Below are 14549 nucleotides of genomic sequence, written 5' to 3'. Positions count from 1 at the left end.
CTCGCCTCCTCAGTGGTGACGCAGTGGGAAGAGCAGCACAGCCAGCAGTACGCGCTGACGAACGTCTGATCTGCTGATGGCCGATCAGCGGCAGCCCAAGCCCCGGGATCACCCGGGGCTTTTTTTTACGTTCTCATCATTTTGCGGGCGCCAGTGTGCCCAAAACGTCGCTGTGGCTCCCGCTTGTCCAAGCAAGCCTCCTGCCGGTCATCATGGGGGTTGAGGTCCAGCAGTGGCCTCGCAGGTGACGTTCGCATTGATGGCTCCCACTTCAATCGAAAAGGACTTCCTCGTCGGCCAGTGGTCTGTTCCTCTGGAGCAGGACCCGCTGTCTTTCGGGTTCTTGAGCCAGCCCGTGCTGGCGGCCACGGACCCCCTTGCTCAGCTCGGCGTTGCTGCGGAACCCCTCAATCTCCCGTTGGCAGAAGTGTCTGCCAGTGGCCTCGACTGGGCGCGCATTGATGCTGCCGTTGCCAGCCTCAACGGCCAGCACGGCAGCGCTGTCTTTCAGGGCAGCACAGATCTGGATCTGGCCGACTATTCCACTTTGGTGGATCTGGATCAGCTGACGGGGCTGACCGTTGTGGACGAGCCCCACCTGCTGCCCTCCACGCTGCTGGAGGCCAACCCGCCTCCACTGCTGTGGGATGCCTTCAACAGCGATCAGCTGCTGGTTCGTAAGGGCAGCGGCGACATCGACCTGCTGGCGGGCCTGGAGGCACTGCGGCTCGGTGATGGCGATGATGCCATCGTTCTCCTGCACGGCCAGCCAGATCAGCTCTGGATCGATACCGGTGCCGGCGTTGATACGGCCACGGTGCATGCCAGTGAGGCTCCGCTGATCGACCAGTGGCGTGGGCTGGAGCAGCTCAGCTGGCAGGCTGTCGATGGCGCTGGCGTTCCCCTGGCTCCCCTCAGCCAGCTGGGCGCTGATCACCGTTTTGTTCTGGACGAGGATCAGCCCTTCAGCCTGGCGCTGTCGGATCTGTTTCCTCTGGATGGGCAGCTGGTGTCTCTGCAGCTCCAGCCGCTCACCACGGGGTCGGTTGATTGGCTGGCAATGGAGCAGCGCCGCCCCGATGCCACCCTGGCTGAACGGCTGGTGATCGAGACCCTCTTCCGCGATGGAGGGGGTCACCTGCTCAGCCCTGAGGATATCGCCGCCCTGCAGCCTGGCAGCCTGGTTCAGGCTGATCTAGTGGTCACCGACACCCGTGCTGATGGTGCCGGGTTGATCGGTTTGGATCTCGATCTGCAGTGGGATCCGGCTGCCCTGAACCTGCAGAAGGTCACCCTCGACCCCAGCCTGCCCCTGTTCCGGGACAGTGGTGATCTTGATCTTGCCGCCGGCCGCCTCAGCGGCCTGGGGGCCGCGGCACTGCCTAGTTCTGGGACAGGGTCCGTGCTGGGGGATGGCCTGCGCGATCTGTTCGCGAGTTTGGTATTCGCGGTGGGCAGCATCGGGCCTGAGGGGCTGAATCTGCAGATCAGCCCCAACAAACTGCCCACCAGTCGCAATCTGCCCCTTGATCCCGCCCGTGTGCTGGCGGTGGGCAGTGATCCAGCGCTGATTCCGGTGATCCATGGCCTGGCCGACCAGGGCCAGGTGGGTGAGCAGCGCTTCCTGGCGGAAGGCCTCTACGCCGACGGACGCCGCTGGCAGCAGCAGCTCAGCCTGGTGATCAACAACGTCAACGACGCCCCCGAAGTCCTGGCGGCCCCGCCGCTCACCGCTCTGGAGGACCAGCCTCTGCAGCTCGATCTGAGCGCCTTCTTCCGCGATCAGGATCTCGGGGTGGGCGATCGGCTCAGCTTCCGGCTGCTTGATGCTCAGTCGGATTGGCTGGTCCTGGATGCGACCACCGGTGTGCTAGGAGGCAATCCCGACCAGGCCCAGGTGGGCAGCTGGCTGCTGCAGGTGGAAGCCCGTGATCAGAGCGGTGCCAGCGCGGTTCAGACCATTTCCCTGCGCATCGAGAACGTCAACGACGCCCCGCAGTGGAGTGGCGAGGAGCTGCCGCTGATCCTGCTGCGAGAGCAGCGAGAGTTCAGCATCACCCTGCCGACGGATCTGTTCGGCGATCAGGATTCCGGCGACAGCCTCAACTACAGCCTCGATCTCGAAGGACACCCTGACCTGGCCAGCTGGCTGCGGATTGATCCCTTCACGGGCCTGCTCAGCGGTGTTGCGCCCCTTGCCGGCGCGGATCCCGTCAGCCTCACCCTCAGTGCCACAGACCGCGATGGTCTCCTCGCCAGCACCCGCCTGCAACTTCAGGTGGTGGATCAGACCTTCAACAGAGCGCCGTATCAGGTGGGTGAGCTGCCGCAGCAGCGCACCATCCGTGAGGGAGAGAGCCTGAGCTTTGACCTCCCCTCCCTGTTCCGTGATGACGATCGACTGATCGGCGATCGACTCCGTTTCGAGGTGCAGGCACCCGATTGGCTGAGCTTCGATCCTCAGACGGGGCGCGTCAGCGGCTTGGCCGATAACGCCGCTGTTGGCACGCACACCGTCAGCTTTCGTGCTCTGGATCGTGATGGTGCCGTAGCAGCAAGCACCTTCCAGCTCACGGTGCAAAACGTGAATCAGGCGCCTAATCGCCTCGTTCCGGCGAGCGAGGGGCGTCTGCTGCAGGTCGGCTCGCGCTTCCAACTGGATCTCGACTCGATATTTAGTGATATCGATGTCCGCCATGGCGACGCACTCAGCTACAGCCTGAAGGCCCGCAGCACCTCCAGCTTGGGTATACCCGACTGGCTCAGCTGGAATTCGGCGACCGGTGAACTCAGCCTCAGCCCTGGCACTGATGATCGCGGCTTGCTCAGCCTCCAGTTCATCGCCGCCGACCGCAGCGGCCTGACCAGCACGTATCAGCTTGATCTCGGCATCACGGCTGCCGATGGGCTGGTGGAGGTCAACCAGGTCCTGCAAGACCTTCGACTTAAGCCCGGCCAGTCCAGCGTTGTGGAGATCGCTGACGCCTTCCTGCAGCTCAGAGGTGGTCAGCTCGATTACAGCTTCGAATTGCTGCGTCGCGGCATCGACGGCAGTCTCACACCGGTGAGCGCCGATCAGGCCGGCTGGATCACCCTGTTGGATAGAGGCGCCCAATCTCCGCAGCGATCGGAGCGGATCACCGTGGAGCCGGTTCTGCGGCTGCTGGAGACCGGTGAGCTGATCAGCGCGGCTGATCTTGCCAACCTGCGGGCCGGTACAGGTGTTCAGCTCGCCATCAGCGTGGCCGATCTGCGCAGCGCCAGCACCTCACCTGGGGTGATCGGTATCGATCTCGATCTGGAATGGCAGGGGCTGACCCTCTCGCCGGATCAGCCAGCTGATCTCCGCCAGGCCATTAGCGATCTGTTCCCGCTGTTCCGCAGCGCCGATCTCACCGGTCTCGGCCAGCAACGGCTGCGCTTCAGCGCCGCCAGCCTGCCGGCAATGGGCCTGGGCCAGGCCCTGGGCGATCAACCCGGTGAATCCTTCCTCACCCTCAACTTCCGACTCGACGACCCTGGCCGTCCCGTTCGCATTGATCTCACCCTCAAGGACGAGAAGCAGGGTGGACTGGGCCTGGGGCTTGCCGATGGCAGCACTGACGATGGAGTGCTGAACCTGCTCGATCTGAGCAGCACTCCCCTGTTCGAGTTGCGTTTCGATCCAGGCGTTGAGCAGCTCGGCAACTACGCCGTGCGGCTTCAGGCACAAGGCTCAGATGGCGATGCCGTCAGCCAGATCTTCCGCTTGAACGTGGGTAGCGACAAGAACGTGGCCCCGGCCCTGGCTGCCAGGCCTGGGAGCCTGGCTCTGAACGACAGCACCGTGGAGCGCTACGCACTTGACAGCCTGTTCCGTGATTCCGATGGAGATGCCCTGCGGTACAGCCTCCGATTCAGCGGTGTGGATCAGGACCAGGAACGCCTACTGAGCGAGGCGATTCGGGTCGTCTACAGCGAGGGGCGTGCGCTTCTGGAATGCGCCATCCCAGGCCTGACGCAGCCCATCCAGGCGGCCATGACCATTGCCGCCAGCGATGGTCTCCAATCCGTCGCGCAGACCATTCAGCTGCGGCTCAATCCCCTTAGTGAGCTGGTTCCCCTCTATGTGAATCCCCATCACTCTTCAGTGCATGGCGGTCAGCTGGTGGGTCTGGCCGATCTGTTTGCGTCACCGTCCCTGCAGTTCGGTGACGACCAGGACAGTGTCGAGCTCGATCTGCGCTCCGATCAGCTCCTGACGCTGCGTCTCTCGGCGGCGTTCCGTCGACTGGCCGGGCTGAACGCCGAGCAGGCGGCTCAGCTGGAGAGCACTTGGCTGGCTGCGATGGCTGGAAACGACGACGCTGATCGGGAGTGGCGCATCCCGATCAGCGAGCTGGCGAAACTGGTGTCCCGGGAGGCTGCAGCGTTTGATCTGAACTGGCTTGAGATCTTGGCTCCCGGTCAACCCAGTAGCACCGTGGCCATCGAGCTGGCCACGCGCAGCCGCGTTGAATCCGATGACGAAGGCGCCAGCTATGGCTTCAGCCAGAGTCCGTGGGAGCGGGCACTGCTGATGACCCGCTCGGAGGGGGCGCCTGATGTGGCCACGCCGGCGATGGAGCGACAACTGGCTGATCTGCTCAAGCGCAAGGGACGCAGCATCGCCGTCGACGATGACCTGGCAAAACTCGCGAATCTGGGCGCCTCCCACTTGCTGGCCTGGCGCAGCAAGGCGGATTTCCAGTCGGCGGTGGAGGGCACCCTTGAGGATGACCGCTCCGTGGTGATGCTGAGGGTTCGCTCATCCACCGATCCGGCTTCACAGAAGTTGTACAGCCAGGCGGAGGCCGCTTATCAGGTCCGGGAGTTGACTGTTCTTGCCAAGGACGACGACCGCTTCGCGGGTCTGGCCATGGACGCGGGATTGGAGGACGGGGCCGTGATGGCAATGCCATGGGATCCCCTGAGCTTCACTCTTCTCAAGGCGGCGGATGCCAATGCCTTTTTGGATGCAGATCCCTCGCGGCTCGGCACCCAGGTGGTGGTTGAACTGGATGTATCCGGTTCTGGCCTGCTGGAGGGCGAGTTCAATGCCTACCGCAAGTTCGTGGCGCCAGACACTGTGGCTGCAGCGGCACTGCAGGGGCTGGTTCTGCGGGATCTCGATGGACGGCCGATCACCCAGCCCGGTTGGTACGACTTCACCCAACGGTTCGATGCCGCTGGGCAGCCTGTGGGGGATGGCGCCCGCTTCGTGGTGCAGAGCATCGATGGCGAGCGGCGCATCAGCAAGATCTTGTTGACCCTGACGGATAACGGCTTCGGCGATAACAATCTCACCCTCGGCGTGATCGATGACCCGGGTGCCCCAGTGAAGATCACGGCTGCACCAATCACGCCTGCTCCGCTGCGAGCACAACCCCCTTCTCCGTCGCCGACGCCTGCGCCAAATCCTGCTTCCACTCCCCCTGTTGATGCCGTGAGTTCTGCCCCAGATGCAGCCGGCACAGACGCCGACGCGATTGGATCAAGTGGTGCGGGTGCCGATTACTCGGTCGCTGGGCCACAGGCTTCCGCTGGTGGTGGTGAGACAGCTCCGACTGGTGGCCGTCGCAATGGCTCCGATGACACCTCTCTCGATGGCGAGGACGCGACCGGCCGCCCCACGGGGCGCGGCCAAGCCCCCCTTGGTGCTGGCCAATCTGATCGGCCGGATCTGTCGTCGCCTGGGTCAGCATTCAGGCGCCAGCGCAATGGTGAGCCCGAGTCGGACAACCCGCTGCAGAGCCTGTTCAACCAGTTGATGGGCAAAGTTGGAGAACCATCCACCATCGTCGGCCTGATGATGGGGATGCTGGTCATGCCCAGTGGCGTGGAACGCGGGTTTCGCTCTCTGCTCGAGTCGGGTCTTGGCCGCTCTATCCAACTCCAGCGTCGCAACCCGGAGCTGGAGGCCGAGTGGCCGTTGTGCTTGCCACAGCGAGACGGGCATCCCATCCAGCTACAGCTTCGTCTGGTCCAGGGACGTCTGAGCCTCCTGTCTCAGCCGCTGATCTTCGACCCAACCGACCCAACCGACCCGGCTGGGTCCCGAAGCCCAGCCATGCTCGATCTGAACCAGGGGGGTGCTCTCTGGCAATTGCTTGGCTGTGCCAGCAGGCCCGGTGAGCTGATCGCCCAGATCAACCAGCGTTTGGATCAGTTGCTGCACGACCCCCTCGATGAGATAGATATCGTCTGGACTGCTTGGCTGGACGAGATCCGCAAGCAGTGCCGAGACGATGAAGATCCTCATGTCTGGAATAGTCTGGATATGTTGCGCCGTGATCTGGTAGCAGCCCAGGCTGTTGACCCTGGGCTTGCAGACGCTCTGATGTCGATGCAACTACTTGACTGCCATGTGAGACTTGGAGGCGGACTCCCTTGGTTGAGAAAGTCCTCCCAGTGAACCATCGCTTGATGCGGGATTCTCCTCTTGCCCATTTAGCTATTGGCGATAATATTTCAACTGAATAGCCTTAAAGCTTTCTGGAACCTTCTTCTTCGCCTGTGAGTGGTACCACGGTTCTCTTTGCGCTAGAACAGGCTAGTGGCAGGGATCTGATCTCACTGCTGTTCCGCTTTGACATGGCCGAATCATTCGTTCGCCAGCTCAAGGAGCGGGAGGTGGTTTTTGCCCATGCTGATCTTTCCGATCCCGACCAGATCCATGCTGCTGCTCTTCAGCAGTACTGTGAAGAGAATGGCCTGACTACTCTCGAGGATCGTCAGCGCTGGTGCCTCACGCATGGCATGACCAGTGAAGATCTGGTCTCCGAAGCCATCCACGCTTGGCGCCGGGCCGAGCTCCGCGAGCAGTTGGTGACGGCCTCTGGCGAAAGTCTGTATCTGCGGTACAAAGAGAAACTAGATCGGGTTCTCTACGGTTTGATACGAGTTGCTGATTCCGGGCTTTGCCAAGAGCTCTTCTACGCCATCGAGGCCGGCGAGATCACCTTTGCTGAGGCTGCGACCCAGTACTCCAACGGGCCGGAAGCAAAGACACAGGGCATTGTTGGTCCTGTCGATCTCACGACCCCTCACCCCGAGGTGGCAGCGCGTTTGCGTACTGCCCAGGCTGGGCATCTGATCGGACCATTTCAGGCCGATGAATGGCATACGTTGATTCGTATGGAGTATCGCTTTGATAGCGAATACGATGACAATACCAAGCGTTTTCTTGAAGAGATTTGCTTCAAATCTCAGATTGGTACTGATATCCAGAGTGATCTACAAGCGCTGATCGGCTGGTTGAACAGCGGCAAGTCTTGAACCATGCAAATTTCTAATTCCCAGCTCGCGACCCTTGAGGCTTTGGCCAGCCAGCATGGTTGCCCCCGACGCGAGGTGCCGCCTGGCACCGTTCTGCAGACCCGTTCCGCCAGTCAAGAAATTCTGCTGATTCTCTCCGGCTCCTGTCGTGTGCTGGATCCCGCTCGTCATTTCGGCTCCCTCACCGTGATGCGTGTCGAAGCTCCCTACATCTGCGGTGCCCTTGCCCTCTTGGAAACGCAGTTGGTGGAGGAGGTGACCGCCTCCACCAACTGTGAGCTGATCGTGCTTGGTGTCACTCCATTGCCGGCAGACTTGGCGGCAGCGGTGAAGTCATTGCTGAATCAGGCGGTTTCTCCCAGTGAGCTACCTCTGCTGCATCATTTGGTGGCCACGGGTTCTCTGCCTGTGCCGCTGGATCAGCGAACCCCTGCGATTTACCAGCGACGCTGGCGTCTGGCAACCTCCTCGGATCTAGATGCCCCTACCGCGGGCCTGATCTATGCGGATCGGCCTGATCGGGGCTTCCGACATGGTCAGCTGATCAGCGCCGCAACCTTGCGCCAGTTTTGGTCCGACAGCGCCCTACCTCGGGTGCTCGTTTGGTCTGAGCTGGATGGAGAGCGAGCGGCCAGCATGCCAACTGCGATTGCTGGCCCAACTTCAGCCACACCACCATCGCTTCCTGCGCCAACCGCTTCACCGCCTGCACGACCATTGCCGGATTCTCTGGCGCCAGCCCTTGGCCTGCTTAGCAGCGCCACCGGCCAGGAGCTTGGCCGACGGTTCCGGGAGCTGGGCTATGCGCCGGTGAGTGGGCGCACCCCGGAAAAACGACAGGAGGCGGTGCTGGCGATGATCAGCCAGCATTTCTCTCTTCCCACTCGGCGAGACACCCTCCGCAAAGCTGGCACGTTTCTGGTGTCCAGTAAGGGTGGCCCCACCTTGGACAAGCTGATCACCGTGATTGATCAGCTCGGCCTGATTGGCCGGGTTGTCACCTGCCGTCCCGCTGATGCAAATCGGCTGCCCACCCCAGCCATTACTCTGGATGAGCATCAGCAGCCACGGCTGATAGTTGAAGCGTCGGCCCATGGTCTGCTGTGCCTGGATCCTGCCGCTGGCATCGAGCTTATTAATGTCGAGTCGCTGCTACCCAGCTCTGCCACCAATCTGCGCGTTGTGGTGGTTAGTGCGGGCTCGAATACCCCCAGGGCACGCTTTGGCCTGGGGTGGATGCTGCCCTATTTGAGTCAGTACAAGCTGCCGCTGCTGGAGGTGTTTATCGCCAGCTTCATCACCCAGCTCTTCGCTTTGGCGACACCCTTGCTGTTTCAGCAGATCATCGATCGGGTGATCGGGCAGGGTGCTTCGAGTGCACTCGGAGGTTTCGCTGTTCTGATGGTGTTGTTCATGCTGCTTGAGCTTGTCTTCAGCAGCCTGCGCACCTTTCAGTTCATGGAAATATCAAACCGCATTGATATAACGATTGGCTCGTCAATTATTTCGCGCTTGCTTCGTCTCAATGCTCGTTATTTTGAGAGGCGACCTGTTGGCGAGCTTTCCAGCCGTCTGAATGAGCTTGATAAAATTCGCAGCTTTATAACCGGGACTGCGCTTACCGTTGTTTTGGATTCGATTTTCGCTCTGCTTTATTTCGGGGTGATGTTCTTTTACTCTCCCCTGCTTTCGGGTATTATCCTTGGAAGTATTCCTCTGCTTCTGATCGTTATCTTGGGGCTCACGCCGGTCACTCAGAAGCTCATTCGCCAGAGGGCAGAAGCTCACTCCAAAACCCAATCCTATATGGTTGAGGTTCTGAATGGTATTCAGACCGTCAAGCTCCAGAATAGCGAGCTAACTGCTCGTCGGAACTGGGAAGATCGACATTTGGATGATATCAACAAAGGCTTTCGTACCGTTCTCGCCAATACGGCCAGTTCAAATACGCTTCAGCTGATCAATAAAACAACGAACATCCTTGTAATTTGCGTGGGGGCCTGGTTGGTTCTGGAAAATGAGCTAACGTTGGGAGGCCTTATTGCCTTTCGAATCATTAGCGGATACGTTACTCAGCCAATATTGAGACTCGCTAGTACCTGGAACAATTTCCAGGAAGTTTCAATGGCGGTGGAGCGTCTTGGTGATGTAGTTAACCAGCCCCTGGAAACAGGTGATCATGAAGAGACTAATATTGCGATGCCGCCGATCAAGGGGAGAATCAACTTCGATCAAGTGGGCTTTGGCTACGGCAGTACAGCAAATCCGCAGTTGGCTGGTGTCAGTCTTGAGATACCCGCCGGCAGCTTCACGGGAATTGTTGGTCAGAGTGGCTGTGGCAAAAGCACCCTTCTAAAGCTGATCCCGCGTCTTTATGAGCCGACCAAGGGCAAGGTTCTGATTGATGATCTAGACGTCGGTAAAGTTGAACTGTATTCGCTACGCCGTCAGCTCGGTTTTGTGCCTCAAGACTGTCTTCTTTTTGAGGGATCGATCTACTCCAATATTGCCGTTGCCGATCCTGAGGCCGAGGCCAGTGAGGTGATAGAGGCCGCTAAGATGGCTTGTGCCCATGAATTTATCATGAGCCTGCCCTATGGCTACAGCACTCCTCTCGGGGAAAAGGGCGCAGGTCTTTCTGGTGGTCAACGCCAACGAATTGCCTTGGCGCGCATGCTGCTTCAGAGCCCAAGCCTGATCATTTTGGATGAAGCAACCAGTGCCTTGGATGTTGATACAGAACAACAGGTCGTAAGCAACTTGCGCCGGCATGCCAAAGGCCGCACAATGCTGATGATCACCCATCGCTTGTCAACCCTCACTAAGGCTGATCAGATTGTGATGATGCACGAAGGACGAATTGATTCGGTTGGGACTCACGATGAGTTGATGGCTAAGTCTGGGCGTTATTTCGCCCTCTATCAGCAGCAGTTGGGTGGATGATGAAATCACTCATTACACGCCTATTCAGCTCTGGAGATCGAGTTCAATCATCCATGTCCTCCTCTGCAGAAGGAGAGGTTGAAAAGAACCATCAGCTGCTGCTCACTCCGCCACCTGTCTGGACCAGGATCATGATCTGGGGGCTGAGCATCGGTTCGGTGTCTCTTGTGGTCTGGGCTTCCGTGAACAAACTCGAAGAGACCTCAAACCTCCCTGGCCAACTTGAGACATTGAGCTCTGAGGTCAGCATTAAAAGTCCTGACACTGCCTTGGTGGCAGAGGTGAAGGTTCGGCAATACCAGACTGTGAGCGCCAGACAGGTTCTTTTTGTGCTGAGCCGTGAGGATCTCGATCCACGCTTGCAGAGCTTGAAACGCAAGATTTCCATGCTGGAACAGAGGAACGACCAGGAGCAGGTCTCTTTCCGTAATCGCCTGCTCCAGACCAAAGCCCAGATTCAACTTAATGCAGATATCGTTGCGCGCTTGGCGGGTTTGTTTAAGCAAGGATCTGTTCAGGAGGTCCAGCTACTTGAGAAGAAAAACCAGTTGTTTCAAAGTCGTCAGGAGTTCCAGGTCCTCCTGGCCGAGATGGCAAAAGCATCAACCAACTTTCGGATCGAGTTTAATGATGTGAATAACCAACTGAAGGAGCTGCAGGGTCGTGCCAAGCAGTTCGATATTCAAGCGCCGATCGCTGGCACTCTCCAGCGAATGGCAGTTCAGTCCAAGGGAGAGCGGGTGCAGGCGGGCGATGTACTCGCCACGGTTGTTCCTAAAGAAGGCCTGATCGCTTCCGTGCAGGTGTCCTCGCGTCTGGCCGCTCCCATCACGCCAGGTAAGCCGGCCGAGATCACCGTCGATGCGTTCCCGTCCAATGACTTCGGCACCCTCAAGGGGGAGGTGGAATCTATTTCCCCCACCACCTCAACCCCTGATGCTAAGGGACAGGCTCCGGCCTACATGGCACGCATCCGTATTCCTCCGGCCGGAATCCCAGCGAGCTTCCCTGCGGAGTCCTTGCGTTCCGGTATGGGGATCACGGCACGGGTGGTTCTCGAGGAGAAACCGATGATTAGTCTCGTGTTTGATTTCGTGAATGACCTGTTCAAGCCCATGACCGAACGCCGCTGATCTGGACTTCGCGCTCGTTGCGCGAAGGCACCGCGATCCTCACTCTCCCCGTTGTTTTAATTCTTTACATCCTCTGATGACTGATATCCCTGCTAATGCTGGCGAGGCGCCAGCAGCTGTCGAACAGCAACCTGTTCTCACAATCGGTGACCGCAATTACCCCATCAACAGCCTTCCTGACGAGGCCCAAAAGCTGGTGCTGGCTGTGCGCGACTGCGAAGAGCAGATCACCCAGCTCAAGCGGCGTCTGAATTACCTCGAGATCGCCCGCCGCACCCTGATTCAGGAGTTGACGGCCCGCTTGCCCAACTGACAAGGCCACTTGGGATAGAGCGGTACTCGAGCCATGCCGACTTAGGCCGCAACACGAGCGCGGAGCTTCCCAGCGTGGTTGATCATAGCTGAAGGTCGTAAACTCGTTTGATAGTGGATAACGAAATCTCATTAAGTTGCCCTCTGATAGCCCTTGCTCGAGCAGCCGCTTGCCTTGCCATTGCTGCGAAAGATTGCGCGTCTTAAGTTTTCGCAATCAATCGCGATTGTTCCTTGGCGTAACTCGTTGAGGTGTCAATGTTCGTTTTGCGCGAAGTCGCCCTTATCTGCAGTGGGTTTGCTTGACCCTGCGTGTGTGGTGGGTTTTGATCAACTCAATGTATTGCGGTAGCAAAGTCCAGTGCCCGTTTCGCAATTTTGGCAACGCCGCTCAGATGAGGGTTTTGATGCTGGTGTGTTGACGGATCTAGCGGGGCTGGACTCGCGCTCCTCCTTGTCATCGTTGAGCGTTGACGTGTCGCTTGCTGAACGCTCTGCCGGCCTGACTTCGTTCCCTAGTGCGTCACTGGTGGCAGGCGCACCGTCATCCACCGCTGTTTCTCAGAGCCCTCTGGTCCCATTGGTGCTGACTGGGACGTCAACGCCTTCTGCTGTTTCCTTCTCGGCGCTGTCGGGTGCGAGTTGGGCTGCCGCCGCCGCCGTGCCAGTGGCTGCCAGCATCGTTCGCTCATTGGCGGCGGCCTCTGTGGATCTTCCTAAGACCCTGGCGGCGGTGAGGTCTGCATCGTCTGACGATGACGATGACGATGGGGCCCCCTCGCCCCAACTCGCGCCAGGTGGGGCTCAGACGTCTGAGTTTGATGGACGCGACCATGGCGGTGACGATGGGGATTTTGAGACTGCTTCCTCTCCCGATCAGCTGCTGGCTTGGAATCAGCTTGCCCTGGATCTGGCCACTGCGGCTCGCAGGGGGCCCACCATCAGCTCCCGTCTCTACGCCCTGGTGAACACCGCTCTCTATGACAGCTGGGCGATCTTTGATGAGGACGCTAAGGGCTCGATTTACAATCATTTATCCGAACAAGATCTTGAGGATCTTCTCGATCAGACGGATGATTTAGATCAAGATTCTGGATTGCAGCGCCTGCGCGATGCGGTGATTGCAGTAGCTGCCGACACCGTGATTCGCACGGTGGGTGCCACCCTGTTCAGTGGTGGCGTGCTGCCGCAGACATTGCTGGATCGCTCTGCAGCCTTGATGGAGCTGCAGCTGGCTGCCCTTCAGCCTGGAACACCAGAGGGCGCCGCTCTGCGCGCTATTGCACTGAACCTGGGGGGGCAGGTGTCTGCGTCCATCAACAGCTATGCCCTGCTGGATGGCTCGAATCAGCAGAACAACTATGCCGATACCACCGGCTATGAGCCCGCTCCAAGCCGCTTCGACCCCGCCAACCCCAGGGACACACTCGACACCACCTGGCAGCCGCTCCCCGGCCAGCGCCCGCTGACGCCCCAGTGGGGTGGCGTGACCCCCTTCGCTTCGGGGCGTGAGCTGATGCCCGACTCCGTTCTCACCCCCTACACAAGTGACGGCAGCCTCAACCCCTTGTTTGTGGCTGAACTCAATCAGGTGTTGCAGTACAGCATGAATCTCACGGCCGAACAGAAGGCCATCGCGGAATACTGGGAGGCGGGCCCTGGCTCTGCCTACCCCCCCGGTGTTTGGATGGGCTTCACCAACGACCTCATCCGGGATCGCCAGCTGTCGCTTGATCAGGCGATGAAGCTGAGCTTTGGGGTCAGCCAGTCGCTGCTGGATGCTTCAATAGGCACCTGGGCAACTAAATACCACTTCGACTCCGTTCGCCCGATTACGGCGATTCGTGAGTACTACTACGGCCGCACCACGACGGATTCGGGCGAACCGCTAACCGATTGGCGTGAGACCCCGCTTGTTGGACAGGCTTGGCGGCCATATCAGAACCCTGCCGCGTTGACGCCAAGCTTTCCCGATGTTAATTCGGGCCACTCGGCTTACAGCAGCGCAGCTTCAACTTTCATTCGTAATTATCTGGGCAGCAATGTATTCGGAAAGTCGGTGACATTGGCGGATGATGCCGCTCGCTTTGATCCCAACGGTTTTGACGGGCAGCCGGACACTGGTACTGCGATCACGCTGTCCTGGGATTACCTCAATGGTGCCGCTGAGCAGGCCGGCCTCTCACGCCTGTATGGGGGCATTCATTTCAATGATGGCAACTGGCAGGGCCAGATCCTTGGCACCCGTGCCGGCACCAATGCCAGCTTGAAGGCCTTCAGCCTCTTCGGCGATGAGGACGATGAGGACGATGCCGCAGCCACAACTCGTCAGGAATTCGGCACCATGACGGCGGATGTGCTCACTGGCCTTCCCGACGAGGACACGGAGGGTGTGCGGGAGTCCTATGGGTTTGGCGGCGACGACCTGCTGATCGACCCGGGGACTGATGGCCATCTGAGCCTATTCGGCGGCGATGGTCTTGACCGTTTCAGGCTCTCCGGCGATGGAGAGGTCTGGATCCGCGATCTGCAGGCCGGCGAATTTATCGAGCTGCATCGCGACGTGTTCAAGAAGCACCAGTCCCTAAGTGATGTGGCCTTCTTGGCCTCGGATCAGGACCCAGGGTTCACCGATCTCACCCTCGGTAAATCGGTGCTCGCCCGGCTCGATGGACTCTGGTCGAGCGCTCAGGTCAACTTGGACATCTGGGCTTGAGTTCCGCCGTTGGGCCCGCCGGTGCGATAAAGAGGTAGCGGTTCACCGCGTGCCTGTGGGTCACACCCTGGTCATTGTTGAAAGTCCGACGAAGGCCCGCACGATCCGGGGTTTTCTTCCCAAGGATTTCAAGGTGGAAGCCTCGATGG

6 protein-coding genes are annotated in these 14549 nt (G+C 59.5%); all 6 read left to right on the top strand.

Annotated elements, in window-relative coordinates:
- Positions 1 to 259 precede the first annotated feature (259 nt).
- On the top strand, positions 260 to 6433 hold the full coding sequence (locus KBY85_RS13880) for a putative Ig domain-containing protein (RefSeq protein WP_254962052.1): 6174 nt from the start codon (positions 260 to 262) through the stop codon (positions 6431 to 6433).
- A gap of 101 nt (positions 6434 to 6534) precedes the next feature.
- Complete coding sequence (locus KBY85_RS13875) at positions 6535 to 7296, top strand: peptidylprolyl isomerase (RefSeq protein WP_254962051.1); 762 nt, start codon at positions 6535 to 6537, stop codon at positions 7294 to 7296.
- A 3-nt stretch (positions 7297 to 7299) separates the two neighbouring features.
- On the top strand, positions 7300 to 10239 hold the full coding sequence (locus KBY85_RS13870; protein WP_254962050.1) for a peptidase domain-containing ABC transporter: 2940 nt from the start codon (positions 7300 to 7302) through the stop codon (positions 10237 to 10239).
- A 53-nt stretch (positions 10240 to 10292) separates the two neighbouring features.
- Positions 10293 to 11372 carry an HlyD family secretion protein gene (locus KBY85_RS13865; RefSeq protein ID WP_254962049.1) on the top strand — a complete coding sequence of 360 codons (1080 nt, stop codon included), beginning with the start codon at positions 10293 to 10295 and terminating at the stop codon, positions 11370 to 11372.
- 76 nt (positions 11373 to 11448) lie between these two features.
- Complete coding sequence (locus KBY85_RS13860) at positions 11449 to 11685, top strand: DUF6447 family protein (RefSeq protein ID WP_254962048.1); 237 nt, start codon at positions 11449 to 11451, stop codon at positions 11683 to 11685.
- A gap of 666 nt (positions 11686 to 12351) precedes the next feature.
- Positions 12352 to 14400, top strand: a complete 2049-nt coding sequence (locus KBY85_RS13855) for a vanadium-dependent haloperoxidase (RefSeq protein ID WP_254962047.1) — start codon at positions 12352 to 12354, stop codon at positions 14398 to 14400.
- The last annotated feature ends 149 nt before the right edge of the window (positions 14401 to 14549 follow it).

Origin of the sequence: Cyanobium sp. BA5m-10 (assembly GCF_024346255.1) — a bacterium.
GTDB classification, from domain to species: domain Bacteria; phylum Cyanobacteriota; class Cyanobacteriia; order PCC-6307; family Cyanobiaceae; genus Cyanobium_A; species Cyanobium_A usitatum.
The sequence above is the reverse complement of the archived record's forward strand: the minus strand, read 5'-3'. Positions and strand labels throughout refer to the sequence as shown.

Coding starts and splice junctions, on each gene's coding strand:
- KBY85_RS13880 (WP_254962052.1), top strand. CDS start 260: ATGGCTCCCACTTCAATCGAAAAGGACTTCCTCGTCGGCCAGTGGTCT.
- KBY85_RS13870 (WP_254962050.1), top strand. CDS start 7,300: ATGCAAATTTCTAATTCCCAGCTCGCGACCCTTGAGGCTTTGGCCAGC.
- KBY85_RS13865 (WP_254962049.1), top strand. CDS start 10,293: ATGTCCTCCTCTGCAGAAGGAGAGGTTGAAAAGAACCATCAGCTGCTG.
- KBY85_RS13860 (WP_254962048.1), top strand. CDS start 11,449: ATGACTGATATCCCTGCTAATGCTGGCGAGGCGCCAGCAGCTGTCGAA.